Here is a 19742-nt window from a genome sequence, read left to right on the forward strand (position 1 = left end):
TGCTCCCGAAGATATCCGGCGCAATTGTTGCCACAATTCCGGTTGCCTGCTGGGTGGCGTATGTGTGTGTTCTTGGGCCCAAAGCTTCTGACGCGATGGTCGGAGGCTCCCTCCTGGGTGCGCTCATGGGTTTGGTCGTGGGTGGAGCAGTCATTGCGATGGGAAGCGTATTCCGTCGTAAGCGGGCTGAGTTCGATCACAAGTCGGAGTAGCTCGGCGGTGAGAGGTGCGAGTGAGGGTGCACGCACCCTCACTCGCACCTGGACGACGATACGTGACGCATCGACGTCCACTGAGTTGGCGTTTCACTGCAAGGCATCGCGCGGAGCGCGGCAGATCGTCCCGCCGAATCGGCTCAGCCCCCACACGCCGGCACCGCTCACCGCCAGCGCGACGAGCAGCCCGACGCACGTGGCCGCCAGCGCGCCCGCTCCGCGTGCGGGCAGCAGAAAGCCGTAGGGCACCCAGCCGTCGGTTGCACCGCGCACGAGCACCACGCCGAGCCAGAGCAGCGGGTACGGCAACACCGCCCACCCGTGTCGCCACGGCAGCACGCCGCGATCGCCGACACAGACCCAGTCGAGCAGCACGATCGCCGGCATAACGATATGCAGCGTCACGCTGACCCAGGGTGGCGCCGAGCCGGTGCCCGGCACCACCACGTTGTAGATCACGCCGACGATGAGCATGCACGCGACGGCGACACCACGAGCTGTGCGCAACCAGAGCGGTGCGGGCCCCGCGGGGCGCCCCAATGTCAGGAGCCCGGTCGTTATCAGCACGATGGCGGTGAACAGGTTCGTCAGGTTGGTGAAGTAGCCCAAGAAGTCGAACGGGTTGACCCCACCCGTGCCGAGCGCATACGTGTAGGCGAGAACCAGGATGACTACGGTGCCGATCGTGAGGCGCGCCCACGCGATTCGGGTGCTGGCTCCAGTCACCGTTTCGGCCATTCCCAGCGGGGCACATCGAGCAGCCCCTGCCCGGCGACCCGAGTGCCCAGGCCGTCTGAGGTCAGTTCGATCATCGATAGTGCCTCACCGCCGGCCGCGGATGCCGCACCAATGCCTGCCTCAGCAAGCGAGCGCTGCAGCACGCGTGAGTGGGTGACGACGATCACTTGCGTGCGCCGAGCGGCCGTCGCGATGAGCTGCCCGAGGGCCGGAATCAGGCTTTCGTGCAAGGACGCTTCGGGCTCGTTGACGACGATGAGGGGCGGCGGGTCAGCCGGCAGCAGCGCCGCGCACAGCAGTAGGTAGCGCAGCGTGCCGTCTGAAAGCTCAGCCGTGGCCATCGGGCGCAGCAGGCCCGGCTGCTCGAGTTGCATGCGAAAGACGCCGTGCGACACCTCGACGGAAACACGTGAGCCGGGGAATGCGTCTGCGACGGCCCCGTTCAGGTCGCGATCTTGCCCCGATTCGATCGCGGTCGCCCACACGGCAGCGAGATCGGAGCCGTCGTCGCTGAGCCACCGTGTGCGCGTGCCCACCTGCGGTGCGCGTGAGGGGGCTTCGGGATCGGTGCGGAAGTGATCGTAGAAGCGCCACTGCGCCATGCGGTGCCGCACGCGCAGGGTGTCGGGCAGCGCGGTCGCGTCTTCGAGATCGAGCAGCACGCTTTGACCGGGGCCGAGCGTCTGCGGCAGCGCACGCCAACCGATGTCGTTGTCGCGCACGCGCACCGCAGCGCGCGTGCGGTCGACCAGCACGGAGGCCGGCCGTGCGAACGGGCCCACGAAGACTTGCTCACGCTTCACCTCCGGGTCTTGCCGGAAAAAGCTGCGCTGGGGGTCGACCTGCGGCAAACCGAGGTCGGTGAGGTAGCCGTACTCGTCCGAGCTGTACCCGAGACGCAGCGATATGGGCCGCGAGCGCGGGCCGCCCTGCCCGCCCGGCACCTCCGGGCCCGCCCAGAGCGCGCTCTCGAGACCGCCCTCGCGCGCAATGGCCCCGACGATGCGGCCCTCCCCGGCCGCGGCGAGCAGCCGAAGCGCGCGATACAGATTCGACTTTCCGGTGCCGTTGGCGCCGGAGACGACCGTGAGCTGAGAGAGCGGCACGATGACGTCGACCAGCGACCGGTACCCGGCGACGGCGAAGGTGGAGAGCATGCGGGCATTCTGACAGTTGCCGCCGACAATGTGCGGTGATCCCGAATCGTCGCCCCTGCGTCACGGGAGGTCACACATCCATTCGGGAATGGGAGAAGCCGCGCGGCGTTTCATACGCTGAGTACCGCGTCGGCTGTGACGACGCCCGGTCGATCCGAAGGAGCACCCCATGACCACTGCACGCCGGCCGCTGCGGCATCTTGGCTTCATCCATCTCGTTCCATTCGACGCGGATGCGCCGGAGGGTGGGTTCCGCGACGCGATCGAGCTCTTCCGCTATGCCGAGGAGCTCGGACTCGATGGCGGGTGGGTGCGCACCCGCCATCTGCAGCGCGGACTCCCGTCGCCGGCGGTCTTCTTCGGTGCGCTGTCGCAGGCGACCGAGCGGATCGCCCTCGGTACGGCGGTGATTCCGGTCGGGCACGAGAACCCGTTCCGCCTCGCCGAAGACCTCGCGACCGCCGACGTGCTCTCGGGCGGCCGCGTGCACGCGGGGCTGAGCGTGCACCCGCCCAAGCCGGGTGACGACGCCGTGAACGACCTCGTGCACGACTCCGGGTGGCGCGAAGAGGATTACGGGTACGGTCGCATCGAGCGGCTGCGGTCGTTCCTCGCGGGTGACGCGGTGCGCGAGGTCGAGGCGTACACCGGCATCGGCGGCGACTTCGATTCGCCGCGGGTCGAGCCCTTCAGTGCGGGGCTAACGGAGCGCCTCTGGTACGGCGGCGGATCGTTGCGTTCGGCAGAGTGGGCCGGGCAGGCCGACCTCAACTGGCTCGTGAGCAACATCAGCTCGACCGAGAACGGCGTCACCGACTTCTCGCAGGCGCAGCGCAATCAGATCGACGCGTTCCGTGCGGCGAGCCCGCGTGGTGATGACGCTCGGGTCTCCGTTGCGCGCGTCATCGTGCCGACCGACGGCGCCACCCCCGAGCAGGCGGCGAAATACCGCGCCTACGCCGAGGCGCGCACCCCGCGCACGAAACAGGTGCACGGTAAGAACACCATCATCGCGCTCGACGTGCTCGGCTCGCTTGACGAGATCGTCGACTTCATCGAGCACGACATCGCGTTCCAGGCGGCCGACGACTACCTGTTCGAATTGCCGTTCGAGTTCGGGCTGGACGACTGGAAGCAGATCCTGCACCAGCTCGCGACCCGCATCGGCCCCGCCCTCGGCTGGAGCCCGGCGGCATGACCGCCGTCGCCCCGCGCCCGCTGCAGCGCCTGAGCTTCAATCACCTCGTCCCGTTCTCGCACACGACCCCGGCGGCAGCGTTCGCCGACGGGATCAAACTGTTCACGATCGCCGAATCGGTCGGGCTCGACGACGGTTGGCTGCGCACGCGGCACCTGCAGACCGGGCTCGGCGCCTCCACGGTGTACTTCGGTGCGCTCTCGCAGGCGACGTCGCGCATCGGCCTCGGCACCGCGGTGACGCCGCTCGAGTTCGAGAACCCGTTCCGCCTTGCTGAAGACCTGGGCACTGCCGACGTGCTCTCGGGCGGGCGGTTGCATCCCGGCTTCAGCCTGCACGCCCCGGGGTATGCCGACGCCGTCAACGACCTGGTGCATGACGCCGGTTGGCGCGTCGAAGACTACGGCCGCGGTCGAGTGGAACTGCTGCGGTCGCTCGTTTCGGGGGCACCCGTGCGCGAGGTCGCCGCGTACGGCGGCTTCGGTGGCGACATCGATTCCCCGCGCGTGGAACCGCACAGCCCGGGTCTTGCGAGCCGCCTCTGGTACGGCGCAGGATCGCTCGAGTCGGTGACCTGGGCCGGCGAAGCGGGTTTCCAGTTGCTGCTCGGCAACATCTCATCGACGCACGACGGCGGCACCGACTTCGCGCGCGAGCAGAGTCTGCAGATCGATGCCTTTCGTGCGGCGCACCCCCTCGGCGACGCGGCGCGGGTCAACGTGTCTCGGGTGATTCTGCCCCTCGACCGGGCCACGCCCAGCCAGGTCGCGAAGTACCGCGAGTACATCGCAGGTCGCGCGCATCGGGTCGGCCGGGTGCACGGCGCGAAGACGATCATCTCGAACGACCTCATCGGCACGGTCGACGAGCTCGTCGACGAGATTCGCGCCGACGCCTCGTTCCAGCGCGCCGACGACTATCAGGTGCATCTGCCGTTCGAGTTCGAGTTCGCCGATTGGAAGCACCTCGTCGAGACCCTCGCCACGCGACTCGGGCCCGCACTGGGGTGGACGCCGGCGGCCGAAAGAGTGATCTGACGCACGCGACATCCGCGTTCTCGCTCGTCGCGTGAGGCAGGCGCGCCAGATCTATGATGGTGCCGATGAACATCGACTCGCTTGACGTGCGCCTGATTACGCTGCTGTGCACCGACACCGGCATCTCAGTGATCGAGAGCGCGCGGCGACTCGGGGTAGCGCGCGCGACGGTGCAGAGTCGGCTCGACAAGCTGCGTGCCAGTGGCGTGATCTCGTCGGAGGCGCCCTCGATCGACCCTTCCGCGCTCGGCTTCGTGCTCCGCACCTTCTGCACGATCCAGGTGCGGCAAGACGTGAGCCACACCACCATTGCCGAGGGGCTCGCGCGCATTCCCGAGATCACGGAACTGCACACGATCACCGGTGACTTCGACATGATGGCGTCGTTCGTGTCGCGATCCACCATCGATCTGCAACGCGTGCTCGACCTCATCTCGAACACCGACGGGGTGATTCGCGTCTCCACGCGCATCGCGCTCGCGACTCATTTCACCAACCGCACGCTCCCGCTCGTGCACAGCGCGCCGCAGTCATCGAGCGCGCCATCTGCGTAATACTGCACAAGTTGTGAGGTGAAAGCGGCGTCGCGGCGACATTTCTGCACAACACGTACAGTCAAAATGAGTGCGATTGTCTAGCGCTCTGCGATTCCCTAACGTGTGTTTGGTCGCATCCGACCGCTCATGTTCACAGGAGAATCATGTCGCTACATCGTCGTACGAGCCTCGCCGCAGTGCCGCCATATCGCCAGGGGCGACCGGCCCCCGCAGGCGCCAGCAAGCTGTCGTCCAATGAGTCCCCGCACCCGCCGCTGCCCTCTGTCGTAGCGGCTGTCGCAGCGGAGCTCGATCGGGTGCAGATCTACCCCGATATGGGCGCGAGCGCGGTGCGCGACGCACTCGCCGAGCGGCACGGGGTGCCCGTCGAGAGCGTGACCGTCGGTGCCGGATCCGTCGAGGTCGCGTCGCAGCTGATCCACGCCACTGCGGGCGAGGGCGATGAGGTCGTCTTCGCGTGGCGATCCTTCGAGGCCTACCCGTCGCTCGTGCGCATCGCAGGCGCGACGCCCGTCGAGGTGCCGCTCGACGCGCACGCGCGCCACGACCTCGACGCGATGCTCGCCGCCATCACCCCGCGCACGCGCCTCATCTTCGTCTGCAACCCCAACAACCCGACCGGCACCGTCGTTCCGGCGGAGGCGCTGCGCGCGTTCGTCGACGCGGTGCCGCGCGACGTACTCGTGGTGATCGACGAAGCGTACGTGCACTTCGATCGCACCCCGAACCGGGCGAATGGGCTCGAGCTGTTCTGCGAGTTTCCGCACGTCGCCGTACTGCATACGTTCTCCAAGGCTTACGGGCTGGCCGGCCTGCGCATCGGATACGCGGTTTCGCCCGTCGAGATCGCCGAGGAGCTGCGCAAAGTGGCCGTGCCGTTCGGCGTGACGAATCTCGCGCAGGCGGCCGCAGTCGCATCGCTCGCGGCCGAGGAGGAGCTCGCCGCGCGCATCACCGAGGTGACCGACCAGCGCGAGCGGCTCTTCGTGGCGCTCGACGCCTGGGGCTACGACCCGGCGCGCTCGCAGGCGAACTTCGTGTGGGTCGCGGCCGGGGCCACGAACGGGCGCACACCCGAAGAAATCGGTGACCTGCTCGAGTCGGGCGGCGTCATTGCGCGCGTCTTTCCGGGCGAGGGGGTGCGCATCTCGTGTGGCATCCCCAGCGACACGGATCGGGTGCTCGCCGCGCTCGCGCCGGCAGGCACGAAGAGTCAGGACGCTGCAGCGCAGCTCGACGCCGAGGCGGTGGCGCGATGAGCGCGCAGGATCTCGGCGTTCGGGCAACGGAGGCGGACGACCGCGAGTTCCTCGACACGGGAACGCTGCGCACCACGCTCACGAGGCGCCAAGTCTCCATGATGGGCCTCGGCGGCGCCATCGGCGCCGGCCTGTTCGTCGGCTCGGGCAGCGCGATCAACATCGCCGGCCCCGCCGTGCTGATCAGCTACATCGTCGCCGGCATCATCGTGGTGCTCGTCATGGCGATGCTCGCCGAGCAGGTGGCGGCGTACCCGAGCTCAGGGGCGTTCAGCACCTTCGCGCACCGGGCGCTCGGGCGCACCGCGGGGGCGACCGTGGGGTGGCTGTACTGGATCCAGCTCGTCGTCGTCATCGCCGCCGAAGCGACGGGCGCCGCGGCAATCGTGGCCGCCTGGTTCCCGGTGGTGCCGCAGTGGGTATGGGTGCTCGTCTTCATCGTGGCGCTCACCACCATCAACCTGCTGGGCGTCGCGAACTACGGCAAGTTCGAGTACTGGTTCGCGTTCATCAAGGTCGGCGCGATCCTTCTCTTTCTCGTCGTCGGCATCCTCGCGATCGTCGGCCTGCTTCCCGGAAATGAGCCGCTCGGCCTGCAGAATCTCGTCGCCCACGGCGGCTTCGCACCGACCGGCTTCGTCGGCATCGCCGGCGCGCTGCTCATCGTGATGTTCGCCTTCGGCGGCACCGAGGTCGTGTCGATCGCGGCGGCCGAATCCGAAGACCCGAGCGGCAACATCCGTCGCACGATGCGCTCCGTCATGGTGCGCATCCTGATCTTCTACATCGGTTCCATCTTTGTCATCGTGTCCGTGCTGCCCTGGGACGACGCCGCCGTGCAATCGGGGCCGTTCGCCGCCGTGCTCGGCGCACTCAAACTGCCCGGCGTCGACCTCGCGATGTCGATCATCGTGGTGGTGGCCCTGCTCTCGGCGATGAACGCCAACATCTACGGGGCCTCGCGCATGGCGTTCTCGCTCGGCGAGCGCGGCATGGCTCCGCGGGTCGTGCGCTCGATCACGCGCAACGGGGTGCCGTGGGCTGCCGTCTCGGGGTCGGTGCTGTTCAGCTTCGTCACCGTCGGCCTCAACTGGGCGTGGCCCGACGCGGTGCTGCCGGCGCTGCTCAACGTGGTCGGGTCGACGCTGCTCATCGTGTGGACGTCCATCGCGGTGTCGCAGATCGTGCTGCGACGCCGGGCCGATCGCGAGGGCCGCGAACTGCCTATCCATTTCTGGGGGTTCCCGTGGCTGTCGTACACGACGCTCGCGCTGCTGCTCGCGGTCATGGTGCTCGTGATGTTCGATACCGCAGCGCGCACCCAGCTGCTGCTGACCTTCGGGCTCACGGCGCTGCTCGCCGTCATCGCGGCGCTGACGCAGCGGGGCGGGCGGGTGTCGGAGCCCGCTGCGTAGCGTGTGTGCGCGGCGGCGCCCCGGCGCCGGGTGATCCGGCACCGTCTCGGCCGATCGTGCCGGTGTCGCATCTCTCCGTGTGACGCCCGCACGACCGGCCGTGCTCGTCGGTTGCCAGAATGAGAGTGCCCCGAGCGAAAGGACCCCGCGCATGACGACGTCCGAACACCAGGCAGAACCGCAGGCCACCGAGCCCGCTCAGCCTGCCGCACCTTCCACCCTCGAAGCCGAGGCGCTGGAGTATGCGCGCGAGCTGATTCGCATCGACAGCGTCAACACCGGTGACCCGTCGACGATCGGCGACGGCGAGACTCGCGCCGCCGAGTTCATTCGCGACCGCCTCGCCGAAGTCGGTATCGCGGGCGAGCTCATCGAGCCGAAGTCCGGTCGCGGATCGTTCGTCGTGCGCATTCCGGGCACGGACCCGACGGCGGGTGCGCTGCTTGTGCACGCCCACCACGACGTCGTGCCGGTCGTGGGGCAAGACTGGACGCACCCGCCGTTCGGCGCCGAGATTCACGACGGCATGCTCTACGGGCGCGGAGCCGTCGACATGAAGCCGTTCGGCGGCGCCGTCGTCGCGGTGCTGCGGCACTTCGCACGTGAGGGGATCCGGCCGCGGCGCGACCTGGTCGTCGCGTTCCTGGCCGACGAAGAGAACGGCGGCCGCTGGGGCGCCGGATGGCTGGTGCAGCACCGCCCAGAACTGTTCGCCGGGGTCACCGAGTCGGTGGGCGAAGTCGGCGGGTTCTCTGCACCGCTGCCCGTGCGCGACGCGAGCGGTGCAGTTGCGTCGGGTGACGCCCGGCGTGCGTACCTCGTGGCCGTAGGCGAGAAGGGCGTCGCATCGGCGACGCTCACCGCGCGCAGCCGCGCCGGTCACGGTTCGCGCCCCGAACCCGACCACGCCGTGCTGGCTCTGGCCCGCGCGGTGACGCGCATCGGCGAGTACCGTTTTCCGCTCGTGCGGAGCGAGGCGCTCGAGGCGTTTCTGGAGGCGTTTGGCATCGCCGGCGAAGCGACCGCGACCGAAGACGGGCTGACGCGGGCACTCGCCGAGCTCGGGTTCGTGGGTGAGACCGTCGCGGCCAGCTCACGCAGCACCGCGACGCCGACCGTGCTGCAGGCCGGATCGAAGGTGAACATCATTCCCGGCATCGCGCAGGCGCAGCTCGACATCCGCATCGCACCCGGGCAGGGCGACGAGGTGCGGGCGCGTCTGGCCGAACTCGCCGGACCCGACGTCGAGGTGACGGAAGGGCCGTGGTGGCCGGCGAACACGGCACCGGTCGTCGGCCCGCTCGTCGGCGCGATTCGCGCGGCGCTTGCGGTGCAGGATCCGGCTGCCGTCGCCGTGCCCTACCTGCTGCCCGCGAGCACCGACAACAAGCACTTCTCATCGATCGGCATCGCCGGCTACGGATTCTTCCCGCTGCGCGTGCCCCTCGACTTCGACGTGTACGGGCAGTTCCACGCCGCCGACGAGCACGTGCCGGTCAGCGCGATCCACTTCTGCGCGCGCGTGACCGCCGATCTGCTGCGCGACGCGTAGGTGCGGGTGCCGGGCGATGTCGATGGCGGCGCCCTGCGGATGGCCCCGCGTTCATCACGATTCATGATGTTGCCGGGTGTGACGCCGCGTGAATCCGCGTGACGCCGACGCTCGCGGGGCCTGGGCGAGGCCTCGTAGTGTGGGCCCACCGCGGAGCCCCGCGGGGCACACCGTGAGGAGCACAGATGACCGCGATCGAGACCGCCGATTCCGTTGACACCGTCGCCAGCCCGATCGCGCACGACATCACGGAGCTCATCGGAAACACGCCACTGCTCGAACTGCATCGCTTCGCCGAGCGCGGGGGAGCGCAGGCGCGCATTCTGGCGAAGGTCGAATTCTTCAACCCGTTGTCGAGTGTGAAGGACCGCATCGCGTGGGCCATCGTTCGCGATGCCGAGGCTCAGGGCGATCTGCGGCCGGGGAAGACGATCGTCGACATCACGAGTGGCAACACCGGGATCGCGCTCGCCGCCATCGCCGCCGCGCGCGGCTACCCGACGAAGTTCACCCTCGGCGACAACACGAGCCCCGACAAGCGCAAGATTTTGGAGGCGCTCGGCGTCGAACTCGTCTCGGTGTCGAACGGCATCTTCATCGACCCCGATGGGCTCGCCGAACTGTTCGAGAAAATCGAGCAAGAGAACCCGGACGCATACATCACGAACCAGCTCTCGAACCCGGTCAATCCGCAGACCCACTACGAGACGACGGGGCCAGAGATCTGGCGCGATACCCGCGGTGAGATCGACGTGTTCGTCGCCGGTGTCGGCACCGGGGGCACCGTCTCGGGCGCCGGTCGGTACTTGAAAGAGCAGAACCCCTCCGTTCGCGTGGTGGTCGCGGAGCCGGGGGAGGCGTCGCTGCCGAGCGAGGAGCAGACCCACCCCGCCGAGATCGACGGGGTGCACCAGGTCGAGGGGCTCGACGAAGATCAGCTGCCCCCGAACTACGACGCGACCGTGCCTGACGAGATTCAGCAGGTCGAGGCCGAGGAGGCGTATGCGACCGCGCGCACCGTGCTGCGCGAAGAGGGGCTCTTCGTCGGCTCGTCGGCCGGTGCGACGCTCACTGTGGCGCTGCGCCTCGCGCGCCTCCCCGAGTACGCGCGGAAGACGATCGTCGCGGTGATCCCGGACACGGGTGAGCGATATTTGTCGGCCGGAGTGTTCGGGTAACCCGAGCCGGTCGACCTCAGGTTCTCACCCATCCCCTCTGCGCAAGCAGCACGTGGGGTGTGGGGATGGGTGAGTCATTCATGGAGGTGCGGGCCCCGCGGGGAGCGCGGCCGCGATGCGCGCGAAAGTGTCGTCGAGGATCGCGCCCGGCGTCGCGAAGTTGAGGCGCAGGAAGCCCCGGAAATCGCGCCCGCAATGCCGGCCGTCGGTCGCGGCCACGTTCGCGTCGCGCAGCAGCAGCCGCTGCAGACTCTCGCGCACCTCGTAGGTGCGGAGGTCGAGCCAGCCGAGGTAGGTCGCCTGCGCCGGCACGAGACGGGCGAGTGGCAGGTGCTCGGCCGCGAGCCGGGTGAAGCGGTCGCGATGCCCCTGGAGGTGGGTCACGAGGTCGTCGAGCCAGTCGCGACCCTCGTCAAATGCGGCGATCGTGCCGAGCACGCCCAGATGGCCGGTGGTGTGCGACGGCCACCTCCCGATCTGCGGCCAAGCCTTCGCGTCGGCAGGGTTCGAGAAGATGACCTGCGAGCACTTGATGCCCGGAATGTTCCACCCCTTGGATGCGGAGGTCGCGGTGATGGTGTGCGCGGCCGCTTCGGGTGACAGGGTGGCGTAAGGAATGTGCTCACGCCCGTCGTAGATGATGGGGGCGTGGATCTCATCGGCCCACACGCGCCCGCCGTGCCGCTCGACGATGTCGACGAGCGGCAGGAGCTGTTCGCGGGTGAACACCGTGCCGGTGGGGTTCGCCGGGTTCACGAGGATCAGCAGGCGCGCGCCCGCTGCGAAGGCGTCGTCGATGCGCTCGTAGTCAAACTCCCAGGTGTCGTCGCGCTGCAGCAGTGGCGTCTCGATGACCTCGCGACCGTGATCGCGCAGCAGTGTGAAGAACGGCATGTAGTTCGGAGTTGGCACGACGACGGGGGTGCCGGGTTCGGTGTAGTGATCGAGCGTGATCTCAAGGGCGGTGAGCACCTCGGGCAGCACGCCGATCTGCTCTGTCGGCACCTCCCAGCCGTGCCGGTGCTGCAGCCACCGAGACAGGGATTCGGCGACGAGTTCTTTCTCGCGCTTCGTCGAGTAGCCGAGCGTGCCGTGCGCGACGCGCTCCTGCAGCACCCGGGTGACGGCGGGGGCGGTGCCGAAGTCACTCTCGGCGATGAACGATCCGATCGCTCCGGGGTGGGTGGTCCACTTCGAGGAGCCGCGCGCGAGGAGCTCGTTGGCGGTGAGCTGCTCGAACGCGGCGAACGTCTCGCTCACGCGCCCGCTCCGGTATCGACGGGCGCGAGGCTCGCGCGGGGCAGATCTTCGGCGTACGCGAAGAGCCCGGGAGCCCCGCCGGTGTGCAGAAACAGCACGTCGGCATCGCCGGGGTGCGCCCCTGCGCGCACCCCGGCGACGAGCGCGGCGGCCGCCTTCGCCGTGTACACCGGATCGAGGAGCACGCCCTCGGTGCGCGCGAACAACTCGATCGCCTCGATGGCGGCAGGCGTCAGCGCTCCGTAGGCGTCGCCCACCTGATCGGGGCTCAGGATCGCCGGGTCTGTCGACGGTACCTCCACGCTCGCAGCGGTAGAGCCAGCGACAGCCGCACCAGCACCCGCACCGAAGCGAGCGAGCACCTCGTCGCGGTGCGCCTCGACCCCGGCCGCGAGCTCGGGAGCGCCGGGCGACACGGCGACACCGTGCACGCGAGGCCGGCCCGCCTCCGGAAACAGCTCGCGCCCGGCCAGAAGCCCGGCCTGGGTGCCGCCACTGCCCGACGCGACCACGATCTCGTGGAATGTGAGGCCGCGCCCAGCGAGCGCGGCGATCTCGGCAAACGACTCGACGTAGCCGAGTGCGCCGGTCGAGGTCGACCCGCCGCTCGGAATGAAGAACGGGGTGCGCCCGGCCGCGCGCAGTCGCTCGAGTGCTGCTGCAGCGGCAGCGCGCTCGGGGTGCGGGTCTTCGGGGGTCTCGTCGACGTACTCGACCGCGGCGCCGAGCAGCTCGTTGAGCAGCACGTTGCCCGAGCGGCGACGCCCCACCGAGATGCCGGCCGGCACGCGCAGCACGAGCAGCGCGTCGAGGCCGGCGCGAGCTGCCGCCGCAGCGGTCTGCCGGGCATGATTCGACTGCACTGCGCCGACCGTCACGAGGGTGTCGGCGCCCGCCGCGCGCGCCTCGGCGACGAGGTACTCGAGTTTGCGCGCCTTGTTGCCGCCGAGGGCGAGGCCGGTCTGATCGTCGCGTTTAATCCAGAGGCGCGGCCCGCCCCCGAGCGCCTCGCGCAGCCGATCGAGCCGGTGCACCGGGGTGGGGCCGAACACGAGTGGCTCGCGATGCCGGCGCAGGTGCGGCAGGGCCGGGTCGGTCGCCGCCGCGAACCAGGGTTCGAGCAGCGTATCGACGGCCCGGTGATCCGGCACCAGCACGAACGGGTGCCGCGAGAGCGATTCGGTCATGCGAGAACTCCGTTCAGGTGAGCGCGGGGACGTGCGCACGATGCTACTGAGCGCCATCGACAATCGCCGGAGTGCTGCGGCGCTCGCGTCACACGGCGTCGCACACCGTCACGAACGGTCATGCTCGCCCGCGAACTTGGGGGCCCGTCTAACCTCGACATCATCGCGGCGATCCGGATGGTTCCGGTGCGCGGGTCATACCGAGGAGTAGCGGGTTCGAATCCCGCCGTCGCGTCGAATGGAACCGGCCGCCTGGAGTCGGAAAGGGAGCCCGTGGAACACCGCAAGGCCGCCCTGCTCAGCTGCGTGGGAGCGGGGTTCGCCACGCTGCTCGACGCCGCCGTCATCGCCTACACCGCGCCGGCACTCGTCTCGGGATCCGGCGCCTCAGCCGCCACCGTGCAGTGGTTTCTCGCCGTGTACTCGCTGACGTTCGGCCTCGGGCTCGTGCCGGGCGGGCGCATCGGCGATGTTCTCGGCCGCCGTCGGCCGCTGCTGCTCGGCCTCGCGCTAATTCTCGTCGGGGCGAGCACCTCGGCCCTCGGCCCCGTCGCCGTTACGCTCATCGCCGGGCGCCTCGTGCAGGGGCTCGGCGCCGGGCTGGTGAGCGCTCAGGTGCTCGGCCTGATCCAAGATCACTTCCACGGCACCGAGCGCATTCGCGCCTTCGGGGCGTACACCGCAGCCGGTGCGGCGGCGGGTATGGCGGGTCCGCTGCTGGCCGGGGCGGTGCTGCTGCTGGCCGCGCCCGACCCCGCCTGGCGCATTGTGCTGCTGCTGCCGGTGCCCGCCATTTTCGCAACGATCTGGATCGTCTGGCGTCACCTGCCCGCCGACCCGGTACGGGCGCGCGGCCCCATCGCGCTCGATCTGCCCGGCATCGCCCTGCTCGGCGGCATCGTCGTACTCATCACGCTGCCGGTGATCGACCCCGGGCTGCCCGTCGCGCTCACCGCCGGGATCTTCGCGATCGTCGTCGTGCTCGCCATCGCGCTCATACTCTGGGAACGTCGCTACGGCCGCCGCGGTCGATTGCCGCTCTTCGCCCCGGCGCTCATGCGCGAGCGCGGCTTCCTCGCGGGCAATGCAGTCGCGATGCTCTGGTTCGGTTCGCTGCTCGGCTCGAGCACGGTGCTCACCATTTATGTGCTGCAGCACCTCGGCACCCCGGCCCTCCTGCTTGCCGCGCTGATGCTGCCCGGAGCCGCCGCGCGCCTCGTCGCCGCCCGGTTCAGCGCCCGGGCGTTCGCCCGGTGGGGAGCGCCGCTGGTGACGGGCGGGGTCGGTGCGGAGAGCGTGGGCATGCTGCTGCTCGCGGGCGGTGCGTTGGTGCTGGATCCCGCACCATTGCTCGTGCTCATCGTCGTGGTGCAGGTCGGCCTCGGCATCTGCAGCGGCGTCTCCGAGCCCATGATTCGTGTGCTCGCCCTCGCCCGAGCGCCGCAGGGCATGGCGGGGGTGGCCGCATCGTTTCTGCAGCTCACCCAGCGTTTGGCGGCAACGCTCGCGGTCGCGCTCGGCACAGGCATTCTGCTCGCCGGCGGCACGTCTGCGGCGTCGCTCGCTACCGCGCTGATCATCTTTGCCGGATGCGCGCTGGTTGCCGCGCTCGCGACGCGGCAACGGGAGTTTCGCACCGCGGTGTGAGGCGGGTGCACGGCCGCCATGGCCCGCGAGTCACCGCCGAGGAGCCGAGTCACCGTCGACGTTGCTGATCTCGGCGGTCGATCGCGAGGTCGACGGTCACTCGGCGGGTGGACGCGGCCGGGACTGGTCGGCGGGGGCTGTTCAGCGTCGCGGCGCGGGGTGCACACGAGCGAGCACGCGTTCACGCAAAAGTGATCGCGGGTGGGCGCGATCCTTCTCTACCGTTGACCCCAGACCGGTCGCGACATTGCGCCGCGCACCGGCCCCGCCATCGGCGCATCGGAGCCCGAGGGCCGTCTGCGAGCAAGGGAGTACCGTGACTGATCTGAACCCGACCGACGCGACCACGACCGCGACCGACGTGACGGTCGCCGAGGGCACCTGCGCGTGGCGGGAGGGCAGCACCTACTTTCGCATCGCCCGGGGCGCCGGCGCCACCGGGTCTGGCGCACGCATTGCGCCGGGTGAGGTGCCGCTCATCGCTGTGCACGGCGGGCCCGGGTGCACGCACGACTACTTGCTGAGCCTGGATGATCTCGCGCAGGATCGCCCGGTCGTCTACTACGACCAGCTCGGCAGCGGGCGCTCCACCCACCTGCCCGAAGCGCCCCGCGACTTCTGGACGATCGAGCTGTTTCTCGAGGAGCTCGACACCTTGCTCGCGCACCTCGGTGTCGAGCAGTACGACCTGCTCGGGCAGTCGTGGGGCGGCATGCTCGGATCGGAGCACGCGGTGCGCCGGCCGCGCGGGCTGCGCCGCCTGGTGATCGCCGACTCGCCTGCATCGATGCCGCTCTGGCGCGAGGCGGCGCTCGGGCTGCGCGCCGAGCTGCCGGAAGCGGCGCGCGACGCGATCGCGCACTTCGAATCCATCGGCGACTTCACGGCGCCCGAGTACCTTGCCGCCTCAGACGTGTTCTACGCCCGCCACGTCTGCCGCGTGCAGCCGCTGCCCGCGCCGGTGCAGCGCACCTTCGATCTGCTCGACGCTGATCCGACGGTCTATCACGCGATGAACGGGCCGAGCGAGTTCATGGTGATCGGCTCGCTTCGCGACTGGAGTGTGATCGACCGGCTCGACCGCATTGAGGTGCCGACGCTCGTGCTCAACGGCGCCCACGACGAGGCGACCGACGCCGTGGTGCAGCCGTTCGTCGAGCGGATTCCGCAGGTGGGGTGGGTGCGCTTCGAAGCGTCGAGCCACATGCCCCACTGGGAGGAGCGCGAGGAGTTCATGCGCGTGGTGGGGGAATTTCTCGGCTGAGAGTCACGTAGCTGCCGAGTGACCGGCCCCGTGCCGAGTCACCGTGCCGTTGAGGATCTGCGGCGGTCACTCGCGAGTTGGGCAGTCACTCACGAGCCGGCGCTCTGGCCCCCTGGCGCCCTCGGGACCGCGAGTGTTACTATCTGCGTATGAACGCGGATAAGAAAGTATGTGGCTTGAACCCCAGCTCGGAGTTCGTCGACCTCGCCGCCGAGGTGCTGGGGCTGCTGGCTGATCCCACGCGCATCCGCATCATTCTCGCCTTGCGGGGCGCGGATGAGCTTCCGGTCAACGCGCTCGCCGAAGCGGTCGGCAAGAAGCCGTCGGGGGTCTCGCAGCACCTCGCCCGACTGCGCATGGCGCGCATGGTCACGACCCGGCAAGAGGGCACCAGCGTGTACTACCGGCTCACCGACGAGCACGCGCTCGCGCTCGTCACCGAAGCCATCAAGCAGGCCGAGCACGCGGTGTCGAACGGCCAACTGCCCCCGCACCATCACGCGCCGCAGGGCGAGGCGATCCCGCACACGGAAGACGGCCGCGCTTGATTGCGGTGCTGCGCAACGCGACCTACGCCAAGCTGTTCGCGGCGCAGATCATCGCGCTGCTCGGCACCGGCCTGCTCACTGTGGCACTCGGCCTGCTCGCATTCGAGATCGCCGGCGGCGATGCCGGCATCGTGCTCGGGATCGCCATGACCATCAAGATGGTCGCCTACGTGGCGGTCGCGCCGGTCATCACCGCGCTGGTGTCGCGTCTGCCGCGACGGCCGGTGCTCATCGCCTCCGATCTGCTGCGCGCCGGCGTCGCGGTGTCGTTGCCATTCGTCACTGAGGCGTGGCACATCTACGTGCTCATTTTCGTGCTGCAGTCGGCGTCGGCGACCTTCACGCCGACGTTCCAGGCGGTGATTCCGTCGGTGCTGCCCGACGAACGCGACTACACCCGGGCGCTCTCGCTGTCGCGGCTCGCCTACGATCTCGAATCGCTGGTGAGCCCCGTGCTGGCTGCGGCGCTGCTCACGGTCGTGGCGTATCACGACCTGTTCGTCGGCACGGTGATCGGCTTCCTGGTATCGGCGGTGCTCGTGATGCTGTCGCGATTCCCGGTAATCGTTGCGCCTGCGCCGGCACCGTTCATCGATCGGCTGACGCGCGGTGTTCGCGCGTTCTGGGCGAGCGCCGAGCTGCGCGGACTCATGGGCCTGAACCTCGTCGTCGCCACGACGACGGCGATGGTCATCGTGAACACGGTCGTCGTGGTACGCGGTGAGCTCGGTCGCAGCCAAGCCGATGTCGCGCTGCTGCTCGCGGCGTACGGTGCGGGGTCGATGATCATTGCGCTCGGCATGCCGAAGCTGCTCGAGTCGCTGCCTGACCGCCGCGTGATGCTCGGCGGAGGCATGGCGTTGCCCGTGCTGTTGCTCGGGGTCGTGGGGGTGCTCGCGGTGCCGGTCGGCGGCGATGCCGCGTGGCGCTGGATCGCGCTGCTCGTGCTGTGGCTGATGCTGGGAGCCGCGACCTCCACGATTCTGACGCCTTCAGCGCGCTTGCTGCGCCGCGCGAGCGACGAGGCGCACCGCCCGGCCGTGTTCGCAGCGCAGTTCTCGCTCTCGCACGCCTGCTTCTTGGTCACCTACCCGCTGGCCGGCGTAGCCGGCGCGGCGTTCGGGCTCCCAGTGGTGGGCGGTGCGCTCGTGGTGCTGGGCGCCGTCGGGGCACTCTTCGCGCGGAGCCAGTGGCGGTCGCAGCGCGTAGGGCGCGCGCACCTGGTGCGATTGGGGTAATTTCGGACCAGTGCGCGGCCCGATAATCCGCGCAGCACTGGTCCGAAGTTACCCCGATCCGATTAAGCGCGCGCGGGGCCAGCGGCAGCGGTCGCGCGGAAGCGCGGGTGCAGCAGCACGAACACGGCGACCACCGCCATGACGCCGGCCCCGAGGATCACCGGCAGCGGCGCCCACACGCCGTAGAGCGCGGTGCCGAGCGTCGGTGCGATCACGAAGGTGAGGCCGTTCGTCGCGCCGATGAGCCCGGCGAGGCCGCCCTGCTCGTCGCGCGCCATGAGCAGTGACGGGCCGGCGGTGTACCCCGGCATCGCGATGCCGAGGCCGAGCCCGATGAGCAAAATCGAGACGAACAGCAGCACCGCCCCCGCGTCGGCGATGAGTGCGCCGAACCCGATGAGTGCGATCAGCGACCCGACGCGCAGCAGGGTGCGCGGCTGCCAGCCGGTGCGCGGCACGATCACGGCCTGAGCGACGACCATGCCGAGGCCGGCCGCGAGCAGCGCCCCGCCGGTGACCAGCCCGGTGGTGCGGGCGTCGAGGTGCAGGCGATCTTGCACGATGAAGCCGGTGATCACCTGGATGAATCCGAGTGCCGTGAACATGCCGAAGCCGGCGAGCAGAAATGGCCAGACGCGTGTGTCGAAGGCACGCACGTGCACGGGCTCGTCGATCAGCGCGGTGCGCGGCTCGCGGCGCAGACGGAATGCGACGAGGATCAGCCCGGCCGTGAGTAGCAGCGGCACGGCGATGAGGGGAGCCATGAGCCCGGCCGTGGCCAGCACGCCGCCGAGCACGGCGCCCGCAACCATGGCGACGCCCTGCACGGCACCGACCCCCGCCATGCCCTTCACGCGAGCGGCCTCGTCGGTGGTGACGTCGGCGATGTAGGCCTGCGCCGTGGGTGGTACGGCGGCCATCGCGGTGCCGAATCCGATGCCGCGCAGCACGATGAAGAGCACGAACAGCGTGGCTCCGGTGACGATGCCGGCCATGCCGAGCTGCGCCAGGCCGGCGAACAGTGCCATGGTCGACGCGGCGATCGCGCTGGCCGCGACGAGCACGGGCTTGCGGCCCCACGACTGCGACCGACGGCCCCAGAACTGGCTGGTGAGCACGACCATGAGCGCGGCGGTGCTGATGGTCACGCCGATCTGCCACTCGGCGAGCCCGACCTCTCGCGAAAGCGGAGCGATGATCGGGTTGAGGGTCATCTGGCCGAGGTAGATGAGAAACACCGAGCCGAGCACGAGCGGAATCTGCGGCTTCGGCGCGGGTGCAGGTGCGGGTGCAGCGTCGGCAACGACGGCATTCTGGCCGGTGGCGGGGTCGACGGCGGGCGTCGCGGTCATGCGCGGGATCCTTCGGGTTCGGTGGCGTCAAGTTCGGCCGAGGGGCTCGCGGCGAGGTGGTCGGCGAGGCGCACGGCGAGGCCGGCGATCGCCGTGTCGACGGCAAAGCGGTAGTACTCGTTGCGTACCTGTTCCGCGGCAGCACCGCCCTCGGCGAATGGGCGCATGAACTCCTGGCCCATCTCGCGCACGGCGCGACTGGCCTGCGGCATCGTTTCGAACTCCTGCATCATGCTCGCGTGATCCCGCGGCCCGTCGCCCTCGTGCTGCAGGCGGTCGTCGGCGATCGAGACGGTGAGCGTGGCGGTGTTGAGTAGTACGGCATAGGCGGAAGGGGCGAGGGGGCCGAAGCCCGCCCGATGCAGGTGAGCCATGCCGCGCTCAAGAATGGGCAGCATGACCGGCAGTGTCGGCCCGTGCATCAGCGCCCACTTCGCTACTCCGGGGAACTCGTGGGCAAGGGGCCCAAGGTCGTAGAGGAGCTCCCGGAACCAGGCTTCCCAATCGAGCGCGTCATTGGGCAGCGGGGCGCGCTCGAGCACGCGCTCGACGACGCGGCGGCACAGCAGATCCTTGCCGCCGACGTGGTGGTAGACGACCGATTGCGAGACGCCGACGCGTCGCGCAAGGTCGCGGATCGACCACACGAAGAGGTGCGACTCGCGGGTCAGTTCGGTAGCGGCGTCGATGACGGCCTCGGGGGTGAGGCCGACGTGGAAGGCGGGCGCGGCGGCCGGCGCGAAGGCGTCGGGGCCGGCACTCGCGGTGGGTTGTGGCATGGTTCTCCTGCGAAATTTCGTACTCGTCCTGCGCGAACGGCAAACATCTGATTAAACTCAGGGTGGCCTAACTTGAGATGCAGATGCGCTCGATTCGAACAGCGTTCGCATCTCCATTAGAACACCGTTCGCTTGAGTATGTGATAATCATTCTCATTAAA

Annotated in this window: 17 protein-coding genes; 11 read left to right on the forward strand and 6 right to left on the reverse strand. The window is 69.4% G+C overall.

What is annotated here, in order from left to right:
• Positions 1–305: 305 nt before the first annotated feature.
• Positions 306–941, reverse strand: coding sequence for a Pr6Pr family membrane protein (locus CH42_RS13095; RefSeq protein WP_239684058.1), 636 nt, complete (start codon positions 939–941; stop codon positions 306–308).
• A complete protein-coding gene (locus tag CH42_RS13100; protein ID WP_053353660.1) occupies positions 938–2110 on the reverse strand; it encodes an AAA family ATPase in 1173 nt (390 codons plus the stop codon). Before CH42_RS13100 ends, CH42_RS13095 begins: the two co-directional genes overlap by 4 nt.
• A 169-nt stretch (positions 2111–2279) precedes the next feature.
• Here CH42_RS13100 and CH42_RS13105 point away from each other — a divergent pair, with 169 nt between their 5' ends.
• The 7 genes from CH42_RS13105 to CH42_RS13135 all read left to right on the forward strand — a co-directional run bounded on the left by CH42_RS13105 (position 2280) and on the right by CH42_RS13135 (position 10306).
• Positions 2280–3308 (forward strand): LLM class flavin-dependent oxidoreductase, encoded by a 1029-nt coding sequence (locus tag CH42_RS13105; protein WP_053353661.1) that lies wholly within the window; start codon positions 2280–2282, stop codon positions 3306–3308.
• On the forward strand, positions 3305–4345 hold the full coding sequence (locus CH42_RS13110) for an LLM class flavin-dependent oxidoreductase (RefSeq protein ID WP_053353662.1): 1041 nt from the start codon (positions 3305–3307) through the stop codon (positions 4343–4345). Before CH42_RS13105 ends, CH42_RS13110 begins: the two co-directional genes overlap by 4 nt.
• Before the next feature lie 65 nt (positions 4346–4410).
• A complete protein-coding gene (locus tag CH42_RS13115; protein ID WP_053353663.1) occupies positions 4411–4899 on the forward strand; it encodes an Lrp/AsnC family transcriptional regulator in 489 nt (162 codons plus the stop codon).
• A gap of 146 nt (positions 4900–5045) precedes the next feature.
• Positions 5046–6161, forward strand: a complete 1116-nt coding sequence (gene hisC, locus CH42_RS13120; RefSeq protein ID WP_053353664.1) for a histidinol-phosphate transaminase — start codon at positions 5046–5048, stop codon at positions 6159–6161.
• A complete protein-coding gene (locus tag CH42_RS13125) occupies positions 6158–7576 on the forward strand; it encodes an amino acid permease (RefSeq protein ID WP_082309444.1) in 1419 nt (472 codons plus the stop codon). The genes hisC and CH42_RS13125 overlap by 4 nt, the downstream gene beginning before the upstream one ends.
• Positions 7577–7727: 151 nt before the next feature.
• Complete coding sequence (locus CH42_RS13130) at positions 7728–9128, forward strand: M20/M25/M40 family metallo-hydrolase (protein WP_075205393.1); 1401 nt, start codon at positions 7728–7730, stop codon at positions 9126–9128.
• A 185-nt stretch (positions 9129–9313) separates the two neighbouring features.
• Positions 9314–10306, forward strand: coding sequence for a PLP-dependent cysteine synthase family protein (locus CH42_RS13135; RefSeq protein ID WP_053353665.1), 993 nt, complete (start codon positions 9314–9316; stop codon positions 10304–10306).
• A gap of 78 nt (positions 10307–10384) precedes the next feature.
• On the opposite strand, the gene CH42_RS13140 is transcribed toward CH42_RS13135, so the two are convergent.
• On the reverse strand, positions 10385–11566 hold the full coding sequence (locus CH42_RS13140) for a MalY/PatB family protein (protein WP_053353666.1): 1182 nt from the start codon (positions 11564–11566) through the stop codon (positions 10385–10387).
• Positions 11563–12753 (reverse strand): pyridoxal-phosphate dependent enzyme, encoded by a 1191-nt coding sequence (locus CH42_RS13145; protein ID WP_053353667.1) that lies wholly within the window; start codon positions 12751–12753, stop codon positions 11563–11565. Before CH42_RS13145 ends, CH42_RS13140 begins: the two co-directional genes overlap by 4 nt.
• Positions 12754–13026: 273 nt before the next feature.
• On the opposite strand from CH42_RS13145, the gene CH42_RS13150 reads away from it, so the two are divergent.
• The 4 genes from CH42_RS13150 (at position 13027) to CH42_RS13165 (ending at position 17450) form a co-directional block, all read left to right on the forward strand.
• A complete protein-coding gene (locus CH42_RS13150) occupies positions 13027–14400 on the forward strand; it encodes an MFS transporter (RefSeq protein WP_053353668.1) in 1374 nt (457 codons plus the stop codon).
• A gap of 316 nt (positions 14401–14716) precedes the next feature.
• A complete protein-coding gene (locus CH42_RS13155; protein ID WP_239684059.1) occupies positions 14717–15664 on the forward strand; it encodes a proline iminopeptidase-family hydrolase in 948 nt (315 codons plus the stop codon).
• Positions 15665–15813: 149 nt separating this feature from the next.
• Positions 15814–16212 carry an ArsR/SmtB family transcription factor gene (locus CH42_RS13160; protein WP_053353669.1) on the forward strand — a complete coding sequence of 133 codons (399 nt, stop codon included), beginning with the start codon at positions 15814–15816 and terminating at the stop codon, positions 16210–16212.
• Positions 16209–17450: an MFS transporter gene (locus CH42_RS13165; protein ID WP_053353670.1), complete on the forward strand. Its 1242-nt coding sequence runs from the start codon at positions 16209–16211 to the stop codon at positions 17448–17450. The genes CH42_RS13160 and CH42_RS13165 overlap by 4 nt, the downstream gene beginning before the upstream one ends.
• A gap of 62 nt (positions 17451–17512) precedes the next feature.
• Here CH42_RS13165 and CH42_RS13170 read toward each other — a convergent pair whose 3' ends face one another.
• Together CH42_RS13170 and CH42_RS13175 are read right to left on the reverse strand one after the other, a co-directional pair.
• Complete coding sequence (locus CH42_RS13170) at positions 17513–18802, reverse strand: MFS transporter (RefSeq protein ID WP_053353671.1); 1290 nt, start codon at positions 18800–18802, stop codon at positions 17513–17515.
• Complete coding sequence (locus tag CH42_RS13175; RefSeq protein WP_075205394.1) at positions 18799–19581, reverse strand: TetR/AcrR family transcriptional regulator; 783 nt, start codon at positions 19579–19581, stop codon at positions 18799–18801. The genes CH42_RS13170 and CH42_RS13175 overlap by 4 nt, the downstream gene beginning before the upstream one ends.
• Between the last annotated feature and the right edge of the window lie 161 nt (positions 19582–19742).

The organism is Leucobacter musarum subsp. musarum (assembly GCF_001273845.1).
Taxonomy (GTDB): domain Bacteria; phylum Actinomycetota; class Actinomycetes; order Actinomycetales; family Microbacteriaceae; genus Leucobacter; species Leucobacter musarum.

What these genes read in the sequence shown, in the direction of transcription:
- CH42_RS13100 (WP_053353660.1), bottom strand. Translation starts at nt 2,110, where the DNA reads ATGCTCTCCACCTTCGCCGTCGCCGGGTACCGGTCGCTGGTCGACGTC.
- CH42_RS13105 (WP_053353661.1), top strand. Translation starts at nt 2,280, where the DNA reads ATGACCACTGCACGCCGGCCGCTGCGGCATCTTGGCTTCATCCATCTC.
- CH42_RS13110 (WP_053353662.1), top strand. Translation starts at nt 3,305, where the DNA reads ATGACCGCCGTCGCCCCGCGCCCGCTGCAGCGCCTGAGCTTCAATCAC.
- CH42_RS13115 (WP_053353663.1), top strand. Translation starts at nt 4,411, where the DNA reads ATGAACATCGACTCGCTTGACGTGCGCCTGATTACGCTGCTGTGCACC.
- hisC (WP_053353664.1), top strand. Translation starts at nt 5,046, where the DNA reads ATGTCGCTACATCGTCGTACGAGCCTCGCCGCAGTGCCGCCATATCGC.
- CH42_RS13125 (WP_082309444.1), top strand. Translation starts at nt 6,158, where the DNA reads ATGAGCGCGCAGGATCTCGGCGTTCGGGCAACGGAGGCGGACGACCGC.
- CH42_RS13130 (WP_075205393.1), top strand. Translation starts at nt 7,728, where the DNA reads ATGACGACGTCCGAACACCAGGCAGAACCGCAGGCCACCGAGCCCGCT.
- CH42_RS13135 (WP_053353665.1), top strand. Translation starts at nt 9,314, where the DNA reads ATGACCGCGATCGAGACCGCCGATTCCGTTGACACCGTCGCCAGCCCG.
- CH42_RS13145 (WP_053353667.1), bottom strand. Translation starts at nt 12,753, where the DNA reads ATGACCGAATCGCTCTCGCGGCACCCGTTCGTGCTGGTGCCGGATCAC.
- CH42_RS13160 (WP_053353669.1), top strand. Translation starts at nt 15,814, where the DNA reads ATGAACGCGGATAAGAAAGTATGTGGCTTGAACCCCAGCTCGGAGTTC.
- CH42_RS13170 (WP_053353671.1), bottom strand. Translation starts at nt 18,802, where the DNA reads ATGACCGCGACGCCCGCCGTCGACCCCGCCACCGGCCAGAATGCCGTC.
- CH42_RS13175 (WP_075205394.1), bottom strand. Translation starts at nt 19,581, where the DNA reads ATGCCACAACCCACCGCGAGTGCCGGCCCCGACGCCTTCGCGCCGGCC.